Here is a 24295-nt window from a genome sequence, read left to right as displayed (position 1 = left end):
TTTGGTGCGGGCTGGGGGCCTGACGAGGAGTTGAGATTTTAAGATCACGGGGGCCCCCCCCCCCCCGCGCCCCCCGGGGGGGGGGGGGGGGGATTTTGGTGACGCAATTATTTCGTAGAGGTTGCCCAGGTAAATTGACCCCGGCAGCGGGCGCTGGTTGGAGAACACCAACCGGTAACCAGCTTCTTCCACCAACTTTTCCATTTGGCGATCTAGGTGGCAGCCCCCAAACAGTGCCTCTTGCACAGGGCTTAAGCGGTGCTGCCACTTAGCAGCGGAGCGTTTTGCTGAAAGCCCGTGTTCGAGAATATGAATTTGCCCGCCCGGTTTGAGTACCCGGGCAGCTTCACTTAAGGCTTTTGACGGGTCGGGAATAGTGCACAGCGTGAAGGTAGACACCACCGTGTCAACCGATTGGTTGGCTAGGGGAAGGTTCTGACCGTCGAGACCCACAAACTCTACCGGTGGCTGGTCGCGCTCCATTCGTTGTTGCGCCATGCGGCGGGCCTTGAGTGATGGTTCTACTGCGATGATCTTCGTAACGGACGGGGGGTAATGAGCCAGGTTCAGGCCCGACCCGAAACCGATTTCCAGTACGTCGCCATGGGCGGTAGACAGCACCTGTTTACGCAGTGCTGAAATCTCTGGCGAGCTCGCCATTTTGTCTACCAACACCGGTACTACCTTGTCGTTCCAACGACCCATTTACGCCTCCACCTTTGCGCCAGAGCCCAGCATACGGGAATTACCGGCGCTAAGTAGCCAAAGGCCGTGATCTACGTCTAACATCTAACTCCTATGTATGCAGTCATTAAGACCGGTGGTAAGCAATATCGGGTCGAGCAGGGCCAGCAGCTCAACGTCGAGCGCCTTGGTGCTGTCGATTCCGAAGTCTCGCTGCAGCCGGTGCTGCTAGTCGATGGCGATACGGTGCTGTCTACTCCAGCCGAGCTCGCTGGTGCTTCGGTTTCCGCTAAAATTGTAGGCGAAACCAAAGGCCCGAAGATTACCGGGTTCACCTACAAGTCAAGCTCGAACATTCGTCGTCGCTGGGGTCATCGTCAGCAATACGCCACCATCGAAATCACGAAGATCGCTAGGGGTTAAACATGTCAAAGACTAAAGGCGGCGGTTCAACCCGCAACGGTCGCGATTCAAATGCCCAACGCCTGGGTGTAAAGGCTTTCGACGGCACTGTGGTGACCGCCGGTTCAATTCTGGTTCGCCAGCGCGGCACCAAGGTTCATCCTGGTGAGAACGTAGGTCGTGGTCGTGACGACACGTTGTTTGCGCTAAGCGGCGGCAAGGTGAAGTTCGGTCAGCGCAAAGGTCGTAAACTGGTCGACATAGTCACCGACTAGTAATTAAACACCAAAGTAGTTTTGTTCTTAGGCAGCCGAGTGAGGCTGCCTAAGTTTGTTTTGCCCTACCTACGAAGCTGTTGCGCTCTTAGGTTAGGCCACGCACATCAACGCCGGTGGGTAGGTTTCTTGGATCCCAATCTAGAAGATCGACAGCGTGCCCAAAGGCGTATCGGTCAGTCATGCCGCCCACATAGGTCACGGCGGCACGAAAGCTTTCGGCGTGGTTCGGTGTAAGTTCGTTTGGCTGTTGATCCGCCGGTAGGCGGGTAGGGTCGGCGGCGTAATATTCCACCAACGCCTGCAGAACGGCAATGACCTGGTTTCCTTGTAAAACCGACTCGGGGCGCATGTAGATATTTTCGTAATTGAAGCGGCGAAACTCGGCCAACGCTTCGGCCGTTTGAGCGTCCATGCCGATACGCCCGGTGGCAATGGCGGTATTACTGAGAGCCGCGATGAAGGTATGCAGCTGCTCTCGGCGCGTTTCGCCACATACTTGACGCACTAGTGGAGGCAACTCGGAAGGCTTCACAATTCCAACGTGCACCGCATCTTCAAAATCGTGGCAGACATAGGCAATCCGATCAGCCCATGAGACCACTTCGCCTTCTGGGGTCGATGGAGCGGGCCTCGACCACGAGTGGTTACGAATTCCATCTAAGGTTTCGGCACACAGATTCAAAGGTTGAAGCACTACGTCAGCGCCCCAAACCGCGTGGTCGTATCCACCGTCTAGGTATTGGCTAAAAGCGTCTTCAGAAGCGTGACCGCCGGGTCCGTGCCCGCAGTCATGCCCCAGCGCAATGGCTTCCGTTAGTGCCACATTTAACCGAATGGCTCTAGCTACTGAGGTGGCTACCTGGGTTACTTCCAAAGCGTGGGTTAGCCGAGTGCGCTGATGGTCCTCAGGAAATACGAAGACCTGGGTTTTACCTGCCAGGCGGCGAAAAGCTGTTGTTCCATGCAAAATGCGGTCGCGATCTCGTTCGAAACAAGTGCGAGTTTCGTCGGGCTCTTCAGGAATGGTCCGGTTTCCGGCGCCATTGGCTTGAGTGGCACCTGGTACCAACCATTCAGCCTCGAAAGCCTCGCGGGCTCGGCGATCATATAGTTCGTTTGGCTTAATTCTTACATGCGTGTCAGCGTGGGCCTCGCTCAGCTCGCCCGCACTGTGTCCGTGCATTGTGGCAGCCCAAGCGGTTGTTCGTTTTGAAGAACTCACCTAAACCAGGTTAGAGGCCCTTTCAGCATAAAAGGGTTAAGGTTTAAGATTCCTCTGACGATCATCATGTTTTACGGTGTAGTATTACGGCACGGCTGTTTCGGTGCTGTATTTTGCTTGGCCGGTGGATTGCTGGGAGGCCACGTGGTCACAAAGAGGCAAAAGCGAATAGCGGTATGCTTCCGTGGCACTGAAAGCACAAACGCGACCCCACCGCGTTTAAGGAACGATCGTGGCGCCACTCTTGTTGAATACGCACTGGTATTAGCACTAATAGTTGTGGGCTCTATTGGAGCAATAAATCTTCTACAAAGCTCGGCGGAGACGGAAGTTAATAACCAGGCCGACTGTGTATCGATGCGGCCCCCACCAGCTGGGTGTGGTTATTCACCTATCCCCGAGGCGATCAGCTTTCCTGATCCTGGAGTCACCCCACCAACCATGGCACCGCCGGTCGGTGAACCACCGCCCACACTCGTACTCGGAGTAGGCAAGAAAGAGAATGACCCTAACGGCTGGAAGATCACGCTTCCACTTCAGATTCAAACAGGGGTAATCCAAGAACCGCCCACCGACGAGCAGCCAGGTATTGCAGGTGTTGAAGTGCTTGCGTTAATTGAATTTGCTGATCCCTATAACCCAACTCAATTTGATCCTCAAAGCACCTGGCCAGCAACGTGTACGACTGACGACGAAGGTCGCTGCGAGATATCGATAGTGGTCTATCCAGATGTGCCAAAAGCAAGAATAAGCATTACTGATGTTCGTTACACGCCCGCGGCCGTCTTCCCTCCAGTTTGGCACGCGGAATTTAATCAATGATTAGGCTAATGCGACTCGGTGATCGGGGTGCCGCGATGCTAGAAACGGCGTTGATTACGCCGGTCTTCTTTGCGTTGATCTTTGGAATCATAGAATTTGGCTTGGTATATCGAGACACCTTAACTGCCGCTGATGCTGCCGGTAGTGGAGCACGGATGGGTGCCATATTAGGTCCTCGACCGACACCAACTAACGTAAGTGCGGATTTTGAAATCATCCGAGCTGTACGTCAAAGTTTGGGCGCAATTCCCGTTGAATGGGTTGATCGCATTGTCGTGTTTAAAGCTCAAGGACCGGGCGCAGGCAGTCCCACGTCCCAGATAACAAATGAATGTAAAAATGGAGTCTCGGTGCCCGGGCTTTGCAATGTCTACGATCCCGGCAACGCATTTTTAGCAATTCAAAGCTCTGACAATAACGCTGCGTTCTTTGAATGCCCTTCCGGGCGGGCGTGCCCGTGGGCACCATACACACGCAAGAATGGGCCGACTGTATTTGACATTGAATACCTTGGAGTTTGGATTCGTATTCAACGGCCGGGCCTGACTGGATTATTTGCCAAAGAATTCACCATCGAACAGGCAAGCGTTGTGAGGCTTGAGCCAAGTGACTTGGAACTCGGAGGTCTTGGATGATCAGGTTGCCCAGTCGATTGCAAAGAAAGATTAAGAAATCCAGTGACCAAGGTGCGGTTCTCGTGGAGTTTGCTCTGTTGGCACCAGTTCTAATTATGTTGGCCTTAGGGGTGCTCGAATACGGGAATGCTTGGCACCAAACCACTTCAATAGAACGAGCCGTTCAAATGGGTGGCCGTTCCGCTTCAGCAGGTGGCAATGGTCGCTTCGCCGACTTTGAAGCACTGCGAGCGGTTGACGCTGTAACGCGTGGGCTACCTGGGATAAAAGTTGACAGCGTTGTTATTTACAACGCCACGGGAACTGATGGCACGGTCCCCGACAATTGCAGGGCAGCATCACGAAGCAATCTCTGTAATTTTTACTCTGGTGATCAGGTGCGGACGACCACCCCCGTGGGCTTTACGGGTGGGACATCTGCCAATCCAGCCTGCTCGTCGTCGTCATGGGATCGAGCATGGTGTCCAGTGTCCAGACCCCGTGAAGAGTACAACCAAACGCGCATTGGTGTTCACGTAACAGCAACTTATAAGTCTGTAACCAATTTGTTGCCGGTGACCGTGCAAATTGAGCGCTACGCAGTTTATGAAATTGAGCCCTGCGCTGTAGGGCACTCACGTTGTTGACTGCTTCTGAGGATTGACAATGTTCGCTAAACAGATTTTCCGACTTCCCAAAGATAAACCTCTGTGCCAGGCGGGTTACGTCACAGCCTTTACGGCGTTCATCTTGGTGCCATTACTCGCGTTCGCCGGTCTAGCTGTCGATGCAGGGTCGTGGTATAGCCGGGCTGTAACTATCCAACGCACAGCAGACTCCGCGGCACTAGCTGCAGCCGCGGCGCTCCCGCGTGGTATGACGGCAGCCGAGGCCGCGGCTCACTCGGTGGCCGCTCAGAATGGAATAACCGCGGGTGTAAACGGCATCATTATTAGTTCTGAGCAAACCGGTGCCGATCAGGTTAAAGTCACCATCACTGATCCCAACGTTCCGCAGTATCTCACGGCGATGTTTCGTAGCGATGTATCGATTACTCGATCCTCAACAGCCGAGTATGTACCAGCGGTACGCATGGGCAGCCCGCGCAACTTTCTGGGTACTGGAACCCTTGAGTATTGGGAAAGTGGACTTCCGGTTGATGCCGTGAAGGAGGAGTTCTTTTTATCAATTAACAGCCCCTGTGCATTGACAGAAGATGGTGACCTCGTAGCGACGCAATGGTTGGGTTCGTATGGTATTAACAACCAATGCAATCCGGGCACACGGGCTAACCCTACATACAATCCCGACGGCTACATCTATGGTGTGAAGGTCGATGACGATTACCGCGGTGGTTCTATGGTGATCGAGGTATTCGATGCGCCTATGTGCAACGCGAACACAACAACCGGCTATCTCGATCTTCCCCGACTAGGTAATTCAAGTTTCACAACCACCTACACGGTTCGCTCTCCGGCACCGAACCCATTTGAAGGCCAAGTGTTACAACGACACACTTTGGTTGGTGTGACAGGTAATCAACAAACAGGTGATTGCCGTTTAGTGGGTGACCGTGATGGTTGGCGTGGTGGGTGGAAAGCCCTGGCCACTATCAACGACCCTAAACCTGGTTCTATATATGGAGTCCAAGTTCAATCCTCGAACCATACGTCTAATACGGCTCGAGGAAACTTAAATAACTTTGCGCTTCGCGCGCGAACGGGCAACAGCTTTGTTGCATGCTCATCAGATCCATTTGAGAGTGATCCAACTTTGCAAGTCACGGCAACCGGTGTGCAGCCAGAAAATTGTCCAAACGTTTTCGCTTTTGAGAATTTATCTGTCTATGCCGGTTCACAGGGCTCAACAGCACAGTTCTTCTTAGCCTCTATTGGTCAAGAACATAGTGGTAAGACTCTGGTAATCGACCTTTATGATCCCGGCGAAGGTGGAGACACCCTTCGTCTGGTGGACCCAGCTAACAATTACGCCACATTCACCTACCGTGTTGTCCAGCGCTTCGCTGAAGAAAATGACCCGTCAGGAGGTTGGGGGCCGTTTAACAACCGTACTGTGGTAAATGTTGGTGGTACGGGAAATCCTCCTGGTTCTAATCGTCTGTCAGAATATTTGTTTAACGAGCGGCAACTGCGCCTTGAGGTACAACTACCGCCGAATATTGAAGAAGCCTACGGCGGGCGTACATGGTGGCGAGTTGAGTACAAATTCAGCGGTGACAAAACCGTAACTGACCGTACTACCTGGTCGGTCGGCGTTCGAGGTAACCCGGTACGCCTTGTCGAATAGTATGCACTACCTAGTTGGCAGGTGGGAATCGCCAATAGGGGGATGTCACTATGCACGCCTAAGCTAGAGCACTATGTCGCAATTTGTCGATGAATGTTCTATTAACGTCCGCGGTGGCGATGGTGGCGCTGGCGCGGTGTCAATGCGACGTGAAGCCCATGTTCCAATGGGCGGCCCCGACGGTGGAGACGGCGGCAAGGGTGGCGATGTTTGGTTCGTGGCTGACCACAACGTCGCTTCGTTATTGGCCTATCGCGACTATCCACACCGCCGTGCCGAAAACGGCCGTCACGGTGAAGGCCAAAAGCGCCACGGCTCCCAAGGGGCCAGCCTCGACGTTCCAGTGCCCGAAGGCACCGTTATTCTCGACTATGACGGCAACCCGCTAGCCGACCTAACCAAACACGGCGACCGTTATCTAGCCGCCGAAGGTGGTCGAGGGGGTCGTGGCAACGCCAGCTTCAAATCGCAACGTCGCCGGGTACCAACCTTTGCTGAACAGGGTGAACATGGCGAAGAGCGCTGGCTACGCCTCGAGTTAAAACTCATGGCCGATATAGCTTTGGTGGGCTTTCCAAACGTTGGAAAAAGCACCCTCATCTCGCGAATTTCAGCAGCTAAACCAAAGATCGCCGATTATCCCTTCACCACCCTTGAACCCAACCTTGGCGTGGTTCGATTCGATGATGGCTTCGAAATCGTGGTGGCTGACATTCCGGGTTTGATTGAAGGTGCGGCCCAAGGCAAAGGCCTCGGTCACCAGTTCTTGCGACACATCGAACGTGCCCGTGGCTTGGTTCTGCTCCTCGATTTAGCCAGTAGTGAAGGCGTATCGCCCCGTGCTCAAGAAGCTGTTCTGCTTCGCGAACTAGGGGAATACCGCCCCGAACTGCTTGAGCGCCCTCGCCTTTCAATCGGCTCTCGTGCCGATCTGGCTGAGCTCATTGCCCACAATCCCAGCGACACAGCCAACGATAACGATACCGACGATGGTGATACCGAAGCGCCCTTTGAAGGTCTCGTTGTTTCGTCTATCACCGGTGCGGGCATCCCTCAGCTACTAGGGGAAGTGCGAAAGCTCGTCGAGCAATCTCGCACCGAAACCGACGAGTCAACCGGTGATGGTTCCTTTATTATTCACCGCCCGGCGGGCGAGGGTATCGAAGTGGTAAGAAGCGATGATGGCGGCTATGTGGTGCTGGGCCGCAAAGCCCTAAGAGCGGTAAATCTTTCTGACCTCACCAACCCCGATGCTCTTGATTACGCTCAACACCAGCTAAAACGTATCGGCGTCAACAAAGCCCTGGCCCGTGCCGGAGCGGAAGCAGGCGACACCGTTTACATCGGTAAACTCAGTTTTGAATACGAACCAGACTTTTAGTCATCAGCACTAGAAACTGACGGGCACCCCTGCTTTCGACAATGCTTAGGGCGTGATTGTTGTTGCCAAAATTGGTACCTCGTCAATAACAAATGAACAAGGAACCATCGCTAAGGGTGCTATCGAAAAGCTGTGCGCTGAAATCGCCTTGATTAAAGCGGCCGGGAACCAAGTTGTGGTGGTCACCTCGGGTGCTATCGCGGCCGGTCTTCCCAGTTTGGGCTTAGGTGGCGACCGACGACCTCGCGACAGCCGAACCCTCCAAGCCGTTTCAGCCATTGGCCAGAGCCAGCTAATGCGAGTGTACGACGATGTCCTCCACAACGTGGGCCTGATTGGTGCCCAAGTTCTTCTAGCTCCTCTAGATTTCATGGTGCGCCAGCAATACCTGCACGCCCGCAGTACCTTAACCCGGCTTCTAGAGCTGGGCGTGGTGCCAGTCATCAACGAGAATGATGCCATCGCAGACGATGAAATTCGCTTCGGCGACAACGATCGCCTGGCGGCGCTAGTAGCGCATTTAGTGAAGGCCGAAACCCTGGTTTTGTTAACCGACGCGCCCGGACTTCTAAGCGCCGATCCCCGCAGCGACCCCAACGCCACGTTGATTGAAGAGGTTCACGAAATCACACCCGAACTGGAACAAATAGCGGGGGGTGCTGGCACCGTGCGAGGCAGTGGTGGCATGGCCTCAAAGTTGGCGGCTGCCAAAATCGCTTCAGCCAGCGGGGTACGCACGGTAATAGCTAACGCCAACCGCTCCGACGTGTTAAGCGATGCCATGGCCGCTACTCCCGGTGTCGGCACAATTGTGCATCCCAAGACCAGCCACCTAAGCGCCCGTAAATTGTGGATTGCTTTCGCCGGGGGAGTGGCAGGCCGAATTCAGGTAGACGCTGGTGCTCGTAGGGCGCTGGAAACTAGCCAAAGCTCGCTTCTACCAGCGGGAGTAGTAGCCGTCTCGGGCGAATTTCAACTAGATGACATTGTGGAAATCTCCGACAATAACGGCCGCGTTTTTGCCCGTGGCTTGGCGGGGGTGTCTAGCGCGGTGGCGGCCGCAGCAATGGGGTTACATACCGGTGAACTACCTGAAGAAGTAGCTCACGAGGTGATTCACCGCGACAACCTAGTGATCTTGCCCTAACACCTAGTTGTTGCTTTCAGTATTTTCAGCTTGGCTTGTCTCGCCGTTGTTCGTGGCTTCAGTGGCGCTGTTGGCCGCACTGTCATTAGATGTTTCGGCAATTTCACCAGCGGTCGATTGGCCTTCACCTAAACCTAATTGACCCCGAATTTCGTCTAAGCGAGTTTTGGCTTCAATGTTTCGGGCGGCTTGTTCAATCTCCAACATTTTCGATTCAACGGTCGAACTCGACAACTCGGCCACGCTCTGGGCTTTGGCATAGCGGGCTTCAATCTTTTCACGGACCTCGTTGAAGGTCGGCACATCTTCGCCCACGGTCTCAGATAGTGAGGCCATAGCGTTGTTCATACGGTCTTGCATGTCGGCCTGGTCAAGCTGTCCCAGAAGTTTTTGGCGCTCGGAAAGCTTCTTTTGCAACAACAACGAGTTCTGTTCAACAGCCGACTTGGCCTGGTCAGACGCTTGGCTGGCCTGAAGATGAAGCGCCTTCAAGTCTTCAATTTCGGTTTCCAAGCTAATCATGCGAGTCGCGAAAGATTCGGCGGCGCTGGTGTATTCCAACACCTTCTTCTCGTCGCCCTCTTTGCTCGCTTGGTCAGCCATTAGCACGGCCTGGCGAGCATTAGCGGTAACCTTCTCGTATTCATCCAGCGAACGCGACAAACGAATTTCTGTTTGTTTTTGGTTGGCGATAACATTCGCGGCTTGGTCTTTTAACCGGCGATGCTGATCTTGGGCTTCGGTAATGGCCTGCTGTAGTTGCACCTTCGGATCGGCGTTCGCTTCAAATTTTCCGGTTAGGCGAGCCGTAGTGTAGTTCCACCAGCGCTTAAGGAGCTTGATCATACTACGATGTTACTCGCACCATCGAACTTTCGCAGGGCTGGTACGTATGTGGGGTAATCGTTCAAGTGTCGAGGTGTTTATGCCGAGTCCTTATGATGAAATCACGCTGGCCGATATGGGTATATATGTCTGTCCTATATAGAAAGCCCCACTAAGGGCCCTTGGGCGACCTGGCGTGCAGTAATGATGGATCCCACCGAAAACACGCTACGAGAGCTCTTAGAAAGAAATCCTGATGCTGAAGTCGTCGCCATCGGGACTATCGGCGCGATCGTGGAGATGCCCGAAGAGCTTGGGATAACGCCCAACATGCCTGCTGATGCTAAGGCCAGTGTCGATTTGGTGCACGCCACCTCGCGGGCGGCCATGGTTAACCAATTTGTTTACGTAAGGCCCGGCCAAGTCAACCAACAACGCCTAATCGGTCGAGATGGCCAACCTCGTGTGGTCTATGTTTTCGATTTAACTCAGAAGTATCGCCTATGCGTGGTGGTGTCGATCGACGGTGAAGAGTTGCACCCCGGCGTCAAGGTATTCAGCCACGAAGAACGACATGTAGAACCTAGATATTGCCGAGTCTTTCATGATCGTCAAGGCAACGTTACGGGGCTCGACCCCAAGTTCCCGTCTTTCTTAGGATACAGTGCCGAAGAACAGCTATCGCTAAACATCACGGCCCTGGTGCATGAAGATTATAAAAACCTGACCATTGCCAACTGGTACAAGGTCTTGTTCAAAGAAACCTCGCAACCCGAACGTTGGCGAGCTCGGGTACAAACCAAAGCTGGCGACTGGCTATGGGTTGAATTCACCGTTTCCAACCATCTACACAATGATGAGCAGCCACACGTTTTGGTGGAAATGGTTGATATTTCTACCGAAGTTCAGGCTTTAGAGGAGCTTTATGAAAGTCGGGAACTGCTAGAACGCCTTACCGACATTCTGCCGGTGGGTGTGCTGCATTTTGATCGTGATCTTCAGATCACTTATCTCAACGATCGTATTTTCGAAATGTTCAATATCGAGCGAAACTACGACGAACAGCCCGATATCACCCGCTTCCACAAAAAAGATCGTCGCAAAGTAGCAACCGCGATGGAAGATGGGCTGCGAGGCATTGATAGTGACTTAACCGCCGGCTTCCAGGCTTCAAGCACTCATCCCGAACTCCATGTCAGTTTGTCAGTGCGGTCTCTTCGCAACCGGACGGGAGAAGTGACGGGCATTGTGGTCACAATTCAGAACATCACTTCCGATGTGCTGCGTCGCAAAGCCTTAGAACGGCGTGCTTCCTACGATGCGCTTACTGGTTGTTTGAACCGAGAATCGATATACCAAGCCGTGGCCGAAGAGCTTGAGACCATTGGTGGTTCCTCACGCGGTTTAGCGGTACTGTTTGCCGACGTTGACAAGCTAAAGATCATCAACGACGAACTAGGCCATTCAGCAGGCGATGATCTGCTACGCGAAGTTTCGGCCGCCATCAATTCCGGGGTGCGTTCACACGACAAAGTGGGTCGCTTGGGAGGCGACGAATTCTTGATCTTGTGTCCCGATCTTCCCTCGCCAGACCATGCCCTCGAAATAGCCGAACGTATAACGAAATTGGTAAAACAAATTTCGGTGAAAAACCTGGCGCTGGGATCGATCACTATTAGCGTTGGCGCCGCCTGGTCTCGTCGGGCTGATATTACAGTCGAGGAAATTGTGGATCGAGCCGACGCTGAAATGTATGCCTCGAAGCGAACTTTGAGCCGTGAACCTCAGTTGGCTGTGCTTTAGGTGCCGAATCTTGCCCCCATTAAGGCAGCCGTGTTGAAATGACCGCCGCAACGCCAGAGGATCTTCTAAAACAGCTCTTGCAACAACACCCTGACGCCCAGGTAGCTGCCGTGGATACGGTCGGCATTATTGTTGAAATGCCCGCCAGCCTTGGGGTGCAGGCAAACGTTCCATCTTGGGCACATGCTGGTGTTGACTTGGTAGGACGCAGATTTCGGTCTGCTTCGGTCAACCAGTTTTTGCATGTCGGTGTCGGTGGCGTCAACCGTCAGCTGATTGAAGATCGACAAGACCAAGTCGCTACCTGTTTCATCTTTGAATTAACCGCACAACATGGTGTTTGTGTGGTGTTAATAGCACCCGGTTGTCATGAAGTTCCAGATGTCGAATCCTTTGTTTATGTTGAGCCGGAACGGAAAGAACGCTACTCGCGCTTCATCCGCGACCGTGACGCCCGAGTGGTTGAGGCCGACGCCGCATTAAGCAGAATCTTGGGTTTCAGTCTTCATGAGATTCAAGAACAAGACATCGCCATGTTCATCCATCCCGACGATCGAAACCGTGCCATTGCGAGCTGGTATGAGGCGGTCTTTCGGGAAACCGGTGGGCATGTTCGTTGGCGTGCTCGAGTGCGAACCAAATCGAATGGTTGGCGCTGGATGGAATTTACCGACACAAATTACCTGCGAAAGTCGGTTAACCCCCATATCGCCACCGAAATGCTCGATATTGACGCTGAAATGGTGGCCTTGGAGGATCTGTATTCCACTACTGAGCTGTTGGCTCGCTTAACGGATGTCTTGCCGGTTGGGGTGTTGCATTTCGACTCCAACCTGAACGTGACTTTCCTAAATGATCGTCTCTTTCAGATGCTCGATATTCCAGCAGACGTTGAGAACGCCTTTGCGCTCGATCAGTTCCATACCGATGATCAAGCCCAAGTAGTTGAAGCCATGCAACAAGCCTTAGCAGGCAGCGATGCCAATACTTTGGCACGATTTTGTGCTCCGCATCTGAGCCGTGAACGATATGTGAAGCTCGCTTTCCGCCCTCTCCGTGGTCGACGTAACGAGGTGAGTGGGGTCGTGGTCACCGTAACTGACACCACAGCCGAAGTGATTCGTCGACGCGACTTAGAAATGCGCGCTTCATACGACGCTCTGACGGGTTCAATGAACCGGGAATCGATTTATCAGGCCATTAGTGACGAACTAAACCAGGTGCCCGCCTACTCACGTGGTATGGCTGTGTTATTCGCAGATCTTGATGGTTTCAAAGCGATCAACGACCGGCTCGGCCATTCGGCTGGAGACCGGCTACTGCGCCATGTGGCCAGCAAAATTAACACCGCCATACGCTCCAACGACCAGGTCGGGAGAATCGGCGGTGATGAATTCGTGGTTCTGTGCCCCGACTTAGCCGAACCGCGCCACGCCCTCGAAGTAGCTAGCCGAATCATCACCACCATCCGGGAAGTACCCATTACTGCCCTAGCTGAAGGATCGCTCGGAGTAAGTGTTGGAGTGGTTTGGACCAAGCGCCCGGGTCTTGATGCAGAAACGGTCGTTAACGCTGCTGATTTCGCCATGTACACCGCCAAACGAGCCCAGAAAACCGAGCCGGTTTTGGTCGAGCTGTAAGAGCTAGAAGAGCTATACCAGCTATATGACCCGCCTGGACCTGCTATTCGGCTATGTCGGTGATTGAGGTGTCGCCCAGTGCCCGGCGTAGTGCCTCTAGCTCATCAGCTACTTGTTCGAGCGATGATTGCACCTGTGTTGCTTCATCAGGTCGCGAGTTTGCAACGTTCATCTCAGAAGCGGTGGTCACCGCTAAAGCCAGTTTCGCCGTTTGGGCTTCTAAGGCCGCTTTGGCCTCAGCAATCAAGCCATCTAGGCGTTTTAGCGAATCGAGTTGGGCAGCCGTAGACGCCGCGGCATCGTGGTTGCCTTCGGAAACCAAGCGGTCGTAACGGGTTTTAAGCACCCAACCGTCCAACTTCAGTCGCGCTTGTGACACTTCCTGGGCTTGTCGGGCGGCCTGCCAACACTCTTCGACCCCGGTCCTCACCGAAGATTGCACACTAAGCAGCCGGTCTTGCACCGGCCCCGGCGATGAAGCCCGTAAAGCTTCGTTGAAGCGTTTCTCGGTGGCAAGAGCACTTTGCACGAAACGCCGCCAAGGTTCACCAACAGCAAAAGGGTCGATGCTGCTCACCCCGATTTTGATGGGGCGACTAAGCAAAGCGGTTAAAGCTAAGCCTCCGAGATAGGCAAAGATCACCAAAGCGACAATTGTTGTGGCGGAACGTGCGGTAATAACACCAACGAGTAAGGCCGCCACACCCAGGGCCAACGGCAAGGGAGCTGCTAGCACACGGAACCAGGAAGGAGCGTTTTTGGTGGGTAGTTGGGCCACCGTTCAAGTTTCGCGCAAAGGCGGCGTTTCGAACAGGTCGGGCCGGACGGCCTGTTTCACCGTGGTGGCGGCTAACCTGTGCCATTGTGACTATCTCGATTACTCCTTCGCCTATGGAAGCACTCGGTTTAGCTGCCAAGGACGCTGCCTCAGTCTTGGCCACGGCTTCGACCGCCACTAAAGACGCCGCATTGTTGGCCGCGGCCGACTTATTAGTTGAAAACAGCGCTCCGATCTTGGCTGCCAACGCTAAAGATGTTGAGCGTGCCACCTCTGAAGGCGTCTCAGCCACCGTTATCGATCGGTTGCGTTTGGATGAAAAGAAGATTGCTGGCATGGCTTCTGGCCTGCGCCAAGTAGCTGCTTTGCCCGACCCGGTAGGCGAAATTCTAGGCGGTTGGGTACGCCCTAACGGCCTACGCATCTCACAGGTTCGGGTACCACTAGGGGTGGTGGCGATCATTTATGAAAACCGCCCAAACGTAACCAGTGACGCCGCGGCGCTTTGCATTAAATCGGGCAACGCCGCCTTCTTGCGTGGTTCTTCCGGAGCTATCGACTCGAACCGGGCCGTGGCGGCGGTGCTACGTCAAGGTATGGAACAAGCTGGTCTACCCGCCGATTCGGTGGTCCTAGTCGAAGACACCAGCCGAGAAGCCGCTACCCAGTTTATGCAGCTGCGAGGCATTGTTGATTGTCTCATTCCTCGAGGCGGACCCTCGCTGATTCAGGCCATTCTCGACAACGCCACCGTGCCCTATGTGATCGACGGCGATGGCAACTGTCATGTTTATGTCGATGCATCCGCCAACCTCGAGATGGCTTATGACATTGTGCTGAACGCCAAGATGCAGCGGCCCTCGGTGTGCAACGCTGCCGAGAATCTGGTGGTACATGTCGATGTCGCCAATGCTTTCATTCCCAAAGTCGCCCAAGGCCTGAAGGGCGTAACCCTGGTCGGCGACGACCGTGCTTGCGCTTTGGTGGACGGCATGCAAGAGGCCACCGAAGCTGATTTCGCCACCGAATTTCTTGATATGAAACTTGCCGTAAAGGTAGTTGATTCTCTGGAAGAAGCGATTAGCCACATTGCGCGCAACGGGACTGGGCACAGTGAAGCCATTGTCACTGAACATTTGGCTTCAGCCGATCGTTTCTGTCTAGAGGTTGATGCCGCCGCCGTCTTGGTTAACGCTTCAACCCGTTTCGTAGACGGTGAAGAGTTCGGTTTTGGTGCGGAAATTGGCATTAGTACCCAAAAACTGCATGCTCGGGGCCCCATGGGTCTACGCCAGTTGACCACCGCCAAGTTCGTAGTTCGGGGTACTGGCCAAACACGGGGCTAGCTGCATAAGTGACATTAATAACACCAATCTGGGTCTTCGATTGACATCGGAGTCAACTCGTTCGATAGGGTCAATCCATGGATTATCGCTTTGAATCTGTGCCTGAAGTCCGTGACGGCTTGGGTAAGGTCGATTATTTGGCCAACGAAGGAATTGCCGGAGTCGTATTTTTAGCTGACCGGCTTGAGAAACCGATTTTGGTGGAAGGTCCTGCTGGAACGGGTAAAACACAGTTGGCGAAATCAGTGGCCGAAATGCTCGGAGCACGACTAATTCGCTTGCAGTGCTACGAAGGCCTCGACGAATCTAAAGCCCTCTTCGAGTGGAACTACAAGAAGCAGCTGTTGCGTATCCAATCAGAACGTAACCAAGACGGCACCTGGGACGACCTCGAAGACGATATTTTCTCTGATGAGTTTCTGCTGACTCGTCCCTTGCTTGAAGCTATTCGTGCGGAAGATCCGGTTGTGCTTCTAATCGACGAGATTGACCGAGTAGAGGTGGAGACCGAGGCTTTGTTGCTGGAAATCCTCTCTGACTATCAGGTTTCGATTCCCGAATTGGGCACAATTAGCGCCACCCAAATTCCGCTGGTCTTTCTAACTTCAAACAATACCCGCGAGCTTTCAGAAGCATTGAAGCGACGCTGTCTATTCCTCCATATCGATTACCCCGAGATGGAACGCGAAAAAGAAATCGTGATGACCAAGGTGCCGGGCATTAGCGACAGCTTGGCCGACCAGGTTGCTCGTATCGTGCGTTCAATTCGTCAGCTTGATTTGAAGAAGGCACCGTCAGTCTCTGAAACCCTCGACTGGGCCAACACGTTGATGTTGTTGAACATCGAGCAAATTACGGCTGAAGATGCCATTGAGACCCTCAACATTTTGTTGAAGTATCGCTCGGACATTGAAAAGGCGATCAAGGAGTTCTCAACCAACAGCAGTGAATTCGCTGCCGCCAAGTCTTGATCCAAGGAGGGATGAGCGATGACTGACACCGCCGCCCCAACTGCCAATTCGCCCATGCTCGAACTGCTCACGGGGTTTATTTTTCAACTCCGTGAAGCTGGTATCCCCGTCAGTGTCAGCGAACACATTGACGCTATGGGCGCTATTCGCCATGTTCCGCTCGAAGATCGCGACACTGTTAAATACGCCTTAGCGGCCACCCTCGTTAAGAACGATGGTCACTGGCGGGCCTTTGAAACCGTGTTCGAAGTGTATTTCTCGCTTCGAGGTAAGGAATACCTGATCGATAAAGATGGTGCTGAGGGCGACAGCTCGTCTGACACCATGGATATTGAAGGTGTGAACCAACAAGGCGAAGGTGATGGCTCTGGTGGTTCCACCCTGACCCCCGAGCAGCTAGCCGAAATGCTTTATCGAGCGCTGTTAAACGGCGACGAAAACATGACCCGGGCCATTGCCCGTCAGTCAGTGAAGCGTTTTGCCGGCATGGAGCCGGGCCGACCAGTTGGCGGGACTTACTATTTGTATCGCACGCTTCGTAATCTCGATTTGGAAGGGATTATGGAGCGCCTCATGCAAGAGGCTCGTGATCGTGCACCAGCACCGGGTATGACGCCTCTTGAGGAACGCTTAGCAAAAGACGAGTTCGAAGTTCGTATCGACAAGCTTAAGAAAGAGATCGAAGCCGAAATTCGTCGTTCGCTGGTTGCTGACCGCGGTGCTGAAGCCATGGCTAAAACCTTGCGGAAGCCTCTGCCTGAAGACGTTGATTTCATGCATGCCTCCCGTGAGGAGATGGCGAATCTCAAAAAGGCTATTCAGCCGCTCACTCGTAAGTTAGCGGTTCGCCTGGCACGTAAACGCCGCCACGGCCGTAAAGGGCCACTCGATTTTCGCAACACCGTACGCCATTCGCTTTCCTATGGTGGGGTACCAGCCGATCTTCGTTACCGGTATCCACGTCCAGCGAAACCCGAGATCTTCGTAATCGCCGATATTTCGGGTTCGGTCGCGGCCTTTGCCCGGTTCACCCTGCATCTGGTTTATGCCATCAGCTCGCAGTTCTCAAAGGTTCGATCCTTTGTGTTCATCGACGGGCTTGACGAAGTCACCGACTTCTTTGATGGCGTGGAAGACATAACCGACGCCATTCATCGGGTGAACAACGAAGCCGATGTGATTTGGGTTGATGGACACTCCGACTACGGGCACGCTTTTGAGGTCTTTTGGGAGAAGTACGGCAAAGAAGTCGGTCCGAAAACCACGGTACTGATTCTTGGTGATGCTCGAAACAATTACCATGCCTCCCAGGCCTGGATAATCCAAGAGATCAAGAAGCGGGCGCGTAAAGTGTTTTGGTTAAATCCCGAACCGCAGTCTTATTGGGATACCGGCGACTCGATAGTCAGCGAATATGCTGCTCACGCCGACGGTGCCTACGAGGTGCGAAACTTGCGCCAGCTGGAGAAGTTCGTAGAGAACTTAGTTTGATACAAGCTCGTTGGGGGTGAACTGGCCTGGGTTCAGAACCCCGAGGCCGCAGTAGTTCACGGTGCCCCAGCGGAAGCCAAAAATGCCGGTGCGAGCTCGGAGGGGGACTCGAGCTCGCACAAACGGCGTTTATTTGTAACTAGCGCTACTTTCGTTAGCGGTTTGTGGCTAGCGCAGTAGCTCAGCTAAGCGGAACGCTAAATCAAGCGACTGACGACCATTAAGCCGGGGGTCGCAAACGGTCTCGTATCGTCGATCTAGGTGCTCGCTTAGAACTTCGGTGGATCCACCCAAACATTCGGTGACATCATCACCAGTTAGTTCGATGTGAACGCCTCCAGCCCAGGTGCTTTCGGCGCGATGTGCTGCAAAGAAGCCAGAAATTTCAGCTAGAACGTCTTCCAGGTGCCGTGTTTTCTGGCCACCGTTTGAAGTGAATGTGTTGCCGTGCATCGGATCGCAAACCCACGCCACCGGATGCCCGGCATCGCGGACGGCCCGCAAGATAGGCCGTAGGTTCTCTTCGATGTTTTTGGCACCCATACGGGTAATTAGGGTCAGCCGTCCTGGAATGCGATTGGGGTTTAGCGCTTCGATAATGGCCAGCACTTCTTCGGTAGTAGCAGTTGGGCCAATTTTCACCCCAACCGGGTTGTTTACACCGCGGAAGAATTCGATATGGGCCCCATCGAGCTGACGGGTGCGCTCACCAATCCAAATCATGTGCGCACTGGTGTCGTACCAATCACCAGTTAGTGAATCTTGCCGTGTGAGTGCTTCTTCGTAACCGAGAATGAGCGCTTCGTGGCTGGTCCAAAAGTCGGCTTGGTAGAGCTGAGGGTCGGAGGCGGTATTGATACCGCAAACCTGCATGAACCGTAAAGCCGAGTCGATTCCCGAAGCGACTTCATCGTAGCGCTTACCCGAGGGTGAGGAGGCTACGAACTCACGGTTCCAGGCGTGTACTTGATTGAGGTCGGCAAAACCACCGGTAGTGAAGGCGCGTAGGAGGTTCAACGTTGATGCCGACTGATGGTAAGCCGCTAATAGCCGTTGTGGGTCGGGAACACGTGCCTCTTCAGTAAAGGCCGAGTCGTTCACCATGTGGCCCCGAAACGATGGCAGTTCAACCTCGCCCACTCGTTCGGTGTCGCTCGATCGTGGTTTGGCGAACTGTCCGGCGATACGGCCGACTTTGATTACGGGAACCCCAGCGGAATATGAAAGCACCACTGCCATCTGCAAAATGATCTTCAGCTTGTCGCGGATTGGATCGGCCGCGAAAGCATCGAACGATTCAGCGCAGTCGCCGGCTTGCAATAAAAAAGCCTCGCCGTTAGCCACCCGGGCTAGTTGGCTGGTGAGATCACGTGCCTCACCAGCAAAAACTAGCGGTGGCAAAGTGCTTAGGCCTTTCAGAACCTGATCTAGCTCGGCTTCATCCGGCCAGTTTGGCTGTTGCATGGCCGGAAATTCGCGCCAAGAAGAGGGAGTCCAGGTGGTACTTGTCATTTTTCCTTCAACAATGTTGTTTAAGCAGCGTCGGAGTTAGCCAAAGCTTGTTCACGCACTAAGTTTACGGCACGCTTTACCAATCGGCGGGCCGCTTCTGCGGTTACGCCTAAGTCTTCACCAACTTCGCGATAGCTCTTCTTGCGACCATCGTCTAGACCGAAGCGTTGCTCAACGGCACGCTTGGCCCGTGGATCGAGGATGTCGAGCAGCCCGGTGATAGCGGCCTCTTCAGCCCGTGCGATTACTTCTTGCTCGGGTGTGGCGCTGCCATCAGAGAGAAGATCGATCAATTCGTTGCTGTCATCGTCGCCGATCGTGCGATCAAGCGAGGTGGGCGTGGTGAGGCGGTGCAGCCTGGCGTGTTCATCGTCGAGTTCGTCACCATCACCAGAAGCTTGGCGCAAAGCGGCCCGCAAACTTGCGGAACGGTCGCCTGGCAAGCGCACCAGGCTGGCCTTTTGGTCAAGTGCACGACCAATGGCTTGACGAATCCAGAAGGTGGCATAAGTTGAGAACTTAAAGCCTTTACGCCAGTCGAACTTGTCGACGGCATGCTCGAGGCCAAGGTTGCCTTCCTGGATCAAATCGAGCAGCTCCATGCTGGGGGGCAGGGGATAACGCCGTGCCACACTGACGACTAGGCGCAGGTTGGCACGAATAAAACGATCTTTAGCAGCGGCCGCCTTGCGAACAGCGCGATCAAGTTCGCGGCCGGTTTCGCCAGCCTCAAGGCGGGCGCGGGCTTCGGCGCCCTTTTCGATAAGTTGAGAAAGTTCGCGCTCTTCTTCGGCATTCAGAAGCGCAACGCTTCCTATTTCATTAAGATACTGACCTACGGAATCACTCATTAGCTTTATCTCCAATAGAGGCGATGACGAACGTCCCTATTTTGTTGGAAGAGGTGGAACGGACTTCTTGGTGGGATAGCCTGCAAGTAGTACAACGCAATTCATGTCGATTTCGTTCCCACCTTGTGGGTGACTTGTGTCACTCGCGGGCTTTTGTGGTGCCCAATCGGTAGTGGCGAATTGCAGCTAGCCCACAAATCGGTCAATGAGAATGCAAACGCTAGAAGTTGTGGCTGGGTTAAGCGGGTTTCTGACGAAATTTCAAGCATATCATGTTTTGGTGTGCTAAGGGAGTCATAGACCATCTAGGCTCGGTGCGGTGAAACAACGCGGCGAGCGGTTAGGAATCTTTGGCGGCACCTTCGACCCTCCTCATGTGGGTCATTTGGTGGCCGCGGTGAATGCTCGCCATGGGGCACACCTCGATCGTGTGTTGCTAGTTGTGGCAAACGAGCCCTGGCAGAAGCTTGGTTCGCGCGACATAACCCCAGCCCCCGAGCGTTTTGCAATGGTGCAAGCCGCCGTTGAAGGGGTGGCTGGTTTAGAAGCGTCCGACATTGAAATCCGTCGAGGAGGCCGCTCCTACACCGCCGATACTCTGCAACAACTGACCCAAGAAGACCCCAGCCGGGAGCTATTCCTTGTTTTGGGTAGCGATGCGGCTGAGGGTATTGCCAGTTGGGAACACACCGATACCTTGCGTGAAATGGCGGAGATCATTCTGGTAGAACGACCGGGCACCCAAGGGGCCCGACCCCCCGAGGGTTATCGCTATCAGGTTGTAGATGTGCCTTTGCTTGAGGTGTCTAGTACCGATGTGCGGGCCCGGGTTGCTGACGGGCGACCCCTGGATTACCTGTTACCTCGATCGGTAATCTCAACTATTTATGCTCGAGGTTTATACAGTGACGAACCAGTTTCGCCCTTGGCTCGGGTGAAATAACGTTTTGGGAAATGTAACCGGCGCTTCGTCGGCACCTGATACAGCGCCAAGTCGTCGTGAACGCCTCGGTGCGCAACGCCAGAGACACCAGCGCGAACGGCGAGTGAGCTTCACCGTTTATGGTGTCTCTTTAGTGGTGTTGGGCCTCTTAATACCAGTGCTTGGTTTGGTGGGTTTACGAACACTGCTTAACAGTCGCGATGGCGAATTATTGAACCCGGTACTTGACCCCAGCCAACCGCTCTATCAGGCCATGGTTCCACCTTCACCTACTTTGTTGGTGCTGCAACTTGACCCCACGGAAACGGTAGTAGGCGCGGCATTGTTAACCTTGCCCACCTTTGAATCTCCGGGTGGGAGCGTGTTGTTGCTGCCAACCTTATTAACCGGCGACATTCCCGAGGTCGGCGAAATGCCCATTCAGGCGGCCTATGCCTTTAGCGGACTTGATGCGGCTCGGTCGGTTACGGAATGGGCCTTACATCTAGGGATTGAACGGGCAGTGGCCATCAGCGCGACCGAATGGACCGAGCTTATTGCCGCCACGGGCCCCCTAGAGGTGGTAAACCCAGATACCTTGCATGACGCCGATCATCAGGTTATTTATGCACCGGGGGAAGTTACCTTAGAGCCCGCTGACGTACCGGCTTACGCTGCGCATTTAGATGAGAATGAAAACCATTTAAACCGGCTGCTGCGCCAAGAGCTGGTTTGGAACGCCTGGCTATCGGCTTTGGCCGTGAATCCGTCGGTGCTGGGCGAATTCGATTTCGGTAACGAGCAAACCGATATCTTGAGCCTGGGACCGTTACCATCGGCTAGCTCGGCCGATGAACAAAACGGCAACAATCTGTCTGATGATCAGCCGAATGAAGCCGTGAATGACGCCGATCTTTTGGTGCGGCGCTTTATGTCGCAACTTGGTGCTGGCGATCACACCGTTGTTCAAGCACCGCTGATTGTTGACGCTAATCATCCTTCGAACGGCTCGCCTTCAACCGAACCCGGTGAGCTAACTTTTTTCCGTTTGGACCACGATCAGATGGCCCGCTTGGTACCAAGAATTATTCCCTTCCCAGCCGGTTACGCCACCAATACTCGACCGTTGGTGAAGGTACTCGATGGTTCGGGTGACCAAAGCATGATTCCTCTGGTGGCAAGGCTGGCCATTGAAGTCGGCGGTCAGGTTTCAATGATTGGAAACGCTGAAAACTTTGATTTTACGACCACAGAAATTATGTATGCCGAGGAATCGTGGCGGCCATATGTGGAAACCCTGCAAGAAACTTTGGGGTTTGGTACTGCGGTCAAGCTAGAAGACATGGATGAAAATAGTGAAGTAGTCGTGCTTATCGGTTCCGACGCCAGGTCTTAACACTGCCGGGTCGTAGCATCGCAAGACCACAGCATCGTGGGCGATATAGCTACCATTGCGGCGACATGGCGTTAGGCTCCACCGAAACGTCCTAGCCAAATGGCGCTGCTTGCACGACAATTAGAACTACCAACGACATCAACTGCAAAGGCATGAATTATTAACACGAAGCAACCGATCGACACGACAACCGACCCCATTGAATGGGCCAAGCTGGCCGCACAAACTGCTGAGGCCAAAGGTGGGCTCGACCCACAAATCTTGGCGGTTGGCGATGTTCTAGCCATCCTCGACGCTTTTGTGATCACCAGCGCCACCAATGACCGTTTAGTACGAACGTTGGTCAATGAAATTGAACGGGCCATCGGCGAGGCGGGTGGCCCGAAGCCTCAGAAGGTCGAAGGGCTCGACAAACTTGAATGGGTGCTAATGGACTACGGCGACTTTGTGGTGCATGTGTTCCTAGAAGCGTCGCGTCGCTTCTACGATCTTGAGCACCTATGGTCTGACGTCCCTAGAATTCCTTGGGATTCAAGCATTCCAAAGGCCGCCTCGAACGGTTAGCCAAGGTGCTCTTTACCCCTTCGCCTGAAGCGGCCGACGCCGCTTCTCCCGTCCCCAATGAGCAGCGTAATGTTCTGCGGGTTTTAGTTGCGGCCCAAATATTTTCTGGTGCCGGTATAGCTGCGGGTGTGACTGTAGGTGCACTCCTAGCTGAAGAAATGCTAGGCACCACCACTTTGGCTGGTATCCCAAGTGCGCTGTTCACCGGCGGCAGTGCGGCGGCCGCCGTTTTGATTGGCCGAATTTCAGGGAAACGAGGCCGACGCCCCGGTTTGGCAACCGGTTATGCGCTCGGCGCTCTCGGTAGTGCGGCCGTGGTTTTCTCGGCCATTCTCGACAATCCCGTGCTGTTGTTCATGTCGCTCTTCATCTACGGTTCAGGCACCGCCACCAACCTTCAGGCTCGATACTCAGGTGCCGACCTCGCTACGCCTAATTATCGTGCGCAAGCTATTTCCACCGTCTTGGTTGTTACCACCTTGGGCGGCGTGGTTGGGCCCAACCTGGCTTCACCCATGCAAGGGGTGGCCGAGCTAATCGGTATCCCTAAATACGCTGGTCCTTTTATCCTGTCGGGATTCGCCTACGGGGCCGCAGCGGCCGTTATTGGCATGTTCTTAAAGCCCGACCCATTGTTACGGGCGAAAGAGTTAGCCGCAGCTGGTGAAACTCGCTTGGAGGTTCCAAGCGTCAGTACCAGCGCTTCTGATTCTGGCCTTGACGATAATGGTGAGCCCATCGTCGATCCTTCTATTCGCCACGGCCTTTTTGTTGGTGCAATGGTGCTAGTGCTGTCACAACTGGTGATGGTGGCGATAATGACCATGACCCCTGTGCACATGAAAGATCATGGTCACGCCACTAGTGCAACCGGTCTCGTAATAGCGCTTCATGTGGCGGGCATGTACTTACCTTCGCCAATCTCAGGACGACTAACCGACCGACTAGGGCGGACAACGATGGCGGTAGCTTCGGGTGTGACCCTCTTGGTCTCGGGCATTGTGGCCGCTCTCGCCCCGGCCGAATCAGTGCCCTTGATTGCCTTCGCCTTATTCTTGTTGGGCTTAGGTTGGAACTTCGGTGTGGTTTCGGGTACCGCCATCATCACCGACAACGTACCTTTGGCCACTCGAGCCAAGAAACAAAGTTCGGTTGATGTTGCCATTGCCTTAGCCGGAGCTAGCGGAGGCTTGGTTTCTGGGGTGGTTATGAGCTTGTCTAACTATGCAGCTTTGGGCCTTGCGGGCGGTTTCTTGGCTTTGGCCATGGTGCCGGTGGTCTTTCGTATGGCCAATAAATTACGAGGTGTGGCGCTAGCCTCAAGCTAAAGCACAGGAGG

At 54.0% G+C, this 24295-nt stretch carries 23 protein-coding genes; 17 read left to right on the top strand and 6 right to left on the bottom strand.

What is annotated here, in order from left to right; all coding sequences use genetic code 11:
• On the bottom strand, nt 1–705 hold a 705-nt coding region (locus tag WC184_03485), incomplete at its 3' end, for a class I SAM-dependent methyltransferase (GenBank protein ID MFA7476941.1).
• 93 nt (nt 706–798) lie between these two features.
• On the opposite strand from WC184_03485, the gene rplU reads away from it, so the two are divergent.
• Nucleotides 799–1107: a 50S ribosomal protein L21 gene (gene rplU, locus WC184_03480; GenBank protein ID MFA7476940.1), complete on the top strand. Its 309-nt coding sequence runs from the start codon at nt 799–801 to the stop codon at nt 1105–1107.
• A 2-nt stretch (nt 1108–1109) separates the two neighbouring features.
• On the top strand, nt 1110–1361 hold the full coding sequence (gene rpmA / locus WC184_03475) for a 50S ribosomal protein L27 (GenBank protein ID MFA7476939.1): 252 nt from the start codon (nt 1110–1112) through the stop codon (nt 1359–1361).
• Between the two features lie 88 nt (nt 1362–1449).
• Here rpmA and WC184_03470 read toward each other — a convergent pair whose 3' ends face one another.
• Nucleotides 1450–2586, bottom strand: a complete 1137-nt coding sequence (locus WC184_03470) for an HD domain-containing protein (GenBank protein MFA7476938.1) — start codon at nt 2584–2586, stop codon at nt 1450–1452.
• Between the two features lie 357 nt (nt 2587–2943).
• Between WC184_03470 and WC184_03465 the strand changes: the two genes are divergently transcribed.
• The 6 genes from WC184_03465 (at nt 2944) to proB (ending at nt 8857) form a co-directional block, all read left to right on the top strand.
• Complete coding sequence (locus WC184_03465) at nt 2944–3408, top strand: hypothetical protein (GenBank protein ID MFA7476937.1); 465 nt, start codon at nt 2944–2946, stop codon at nt 3406–3408.
• An 8-nt stretch (nt 3409–3416) separates the two neighbouring features.
• Entirely contained in the window at nt 3417–4043 is a 627-nt protein-coding gene (locus WC184_03460) for a TadE/TadG family type IV pilus assembly protein (GenBank protein ID MFA7476936.1), read from the top strand.
• A gap of 62 nt (nt 4044–4105) precedes the next feature.
• A complete protein-coding gene (locus WC184_03455; GenBank protein ID MFA7476935.1) occupies nt 4106–4669 on the top strand; it encodes a TadE/TadG family type IV pilus assembly protein in 564 nt (187 codons plus the stop codon).
• 19 nt (nt 4670–4688) lie between these two features.
• Nucleotides 4689–6329, top strand: coding sequence for a Tad domain-containing protein (locus WC184_03450; protein MFA7476934.1), 1641 nt, complete (start codon nt 4689–4691; stop codon nt 6327–6329).
• A gap of 73 nt (nt 6330–6402) precedes the next feature.
• Nucleotides 6403–7710: a GTPase ObgE gene (obgE, locus tag WC184_03445; protein MFA7476933.1), complete on the top strand. Its 1308-nt coding sequence runs from the start codon at nt 6403–6405 to the stop codon at nt 7708–7710.
• A gap of 52 nt (nt 7711–7762) precedes the next feature.
• On the top strand, nt 7763–8857 hold the full coding sequence (gene proB, locus WC184_03440) for a glutamate 5-kinase (GenBank protein MFA7476932.1): 1095 nt from the start codon (nt 7763–7765) through the stop codon (nt 8855–8857).
• Between the two features lie 3 nt (nt 8858–8860).
• Here proB and WC184_03435 read toward each other — a convergent pair whose 3' ends face one another.
• Nucleotides 8861–9703: a PspA/IM30 family protein gene (locus tag WC184_03435; GenBank protein MFA7476931.1), complete on the bottom strand. Its 843-nt coding sequence runs from the start codon at nt 9701–9703 to the stop codon at nt 8861–8863.
• Between the two features lie 183 nt (nt 9704–9886).
• On the opposite strand from WC184_03435, the gene WC184_03430 reads away from it, so the two are divergent.
• Both WC184_03430 and WC184_03425 read left to right on the top strand, forming a co-directional pair.
• A complete protein-coding gene (locus tag WC184_03430) occupies nt 9887–11485 on the top strand; it encodes a sensor domain-containing diguanylate cyclase (protein ID MFA7476930.1) in 1599 nt (532 codons plus the stop codon).
• Nucleotides 11486–11523: 38 nt separating this feature from the next.
• Entirely contained in the window at nt 11524–13125 is a 1602-nt protein-coding gene (locus WC184_03425) for a diguanylate cyclase (protein MFA7476929.1), read from the top strand.
• A 43-nt stretch (nt 13126–13168) separates the two neighbouring features.
• On the opposite strand, the gene WC184_03420 is transcribed toward WC184_03425, so the two are convergent.
• Entirely contained in the window at nt 13169–13903 is a 735-nt protein-coding gene (locus WC184_03420) for a hypothetical protein (GenBank protein MFA7476928.1), read from the bottom strand.
• A gap of 113 nt (nt 13904–14016) precedes the next feature.
• Here WC184_03420 and WC184_03415 point away from each other — a divergent pair, with 113 nt between their 5' ends.
• The 3 genes from WC184_03415 to WC184_03405 all read left to right on the top strand — a co-directional run bounded on the left by WC184_03415 (nt 14017) and on the right by WC184_03405 (nt 17711).
• Nucleotides 14017–15249, top strand: coding sequence for a glutamate-5-semialdehyde dehydrogenase (locus WC184_03415; protein MFA7476927.1), 1233 nt, complete (start codon nt 14017–14019; stop codon nt 15247–15249).
• 77 nt (nt 15250–15326) lie between these two features.
• Nucleotides 15327–16220, top strand: a complete 894-nt coding sequence (locus tag WC184_03410) for a MoxR family ATPase (protein MFA7476926.1) — start codon at nt 15327–15329, stop codon at nt 16218–16220.
• Nucleotides 16221–16238: 18 nt separating this feature from the next.
• Entirely contained in the window at nt 16239–17711 is a 1473-nt protein-coding gene (locus tag WC184_03405) for a VWA domain-containing protein (protein MFA7476925.1), read from the top strand.
• Between the two features lie 168 nt (nt 17712–17879).
• Here the strand turns inward: WC184_03405 and WC184_03400 are convergent, their stop codons facing one another.
• Both WC184_03400 and WC184_03395 read right to left on the bottom strand, forming a co-directional pair.
• Nucleotides 17880–19223, bottom strand: coding sequence for a 3-deoxy-7-phosphoheptulonate synthase class II (locus WC184_03400; GenBank protein MFA7476924.1), 1344 nt, complete (start codon nt 19221–19223; stop codon nt 17880–17882).
• Nucleotides 19224–19243: 20 nt separating this feature from the next.
• Nucleotides 19244–20074 carry a sigma-70 family RNA polymerase sigma factor gene (locus WC184_03395; protein ID MFA7476923.1) on the bottom strand — a complete coding sequence of 277 codons (831 nt, stop codon included), beginning with the start codon at nt 20072–20074 and terminating at the stop codon, nt 19244–19246.
• Between the two features lie 319 nt (nt 20075–20393).
• Here WC184_03395 and nadD point away from each other — a divergent pair, with 319 nt between their 5' ends.
• From nadD to WC184_03375, 4 genes are all read left to right on the top strand, one after another.
• A complete protein-coding gene (nadD, locus tag WC184_03390) occupies nt 20394–21017 on the top strand; it encodes a nicotinate-nucleotide adenylyltransferase (GenBank protein MFA7476922.1) in 624 nt (207 codons plus the stop codon).
• A gap of 4 nt (nt 21018–21021) precedes the next feature.
• Nucleotides 21022–22392: a LytR C-terminal domain-containing protein gene (locus tag WC184_03385; protein MFA7476921.1), complete on the top strand. Its 1371-nt coding sequence runs from the start codon at nt 21022–21024 to the stop codon at nt 22390–22392.
• Nucleotides 22393–22548: 156 nt separating this feature from the next.
• Entirely contained in the window at nt 22549–22956 is a 408-nt protein-coding gene (gene rsfS, locus WC184_03380; GenBank protein MFA7476920.1) for a ribosome silencing factor, read from the top strand.
• Between the two features lie 5 nt (nt 22957–22961).
• Nucleotides 22962–24284, top strand: a complete 1323-nt coding sequence (locus tag WC184_03375) for an MFS transporter (protein ID MFA7476919.1) — start codon at nt 22962–22964, stop codon at nt 24282–24284.
• Nucleotides 24285–24295: the final 11 nt, after the last annotated feature.

The sequence above is a fragment of the Acidimicrobiia bacterium genome (genome assembly GCA_041676705.1).
Lineage (GTDB): Bacteria > Actinomycetota > Acidimicrobiia > Acidimicrobiales > SKKL01 > Actinomarinicola.
The sequence above is the reverse complement of the archived record's forward strand: the minus strand, read 5'-3'. Positions and strand labels throughout refer to the sequence as shown.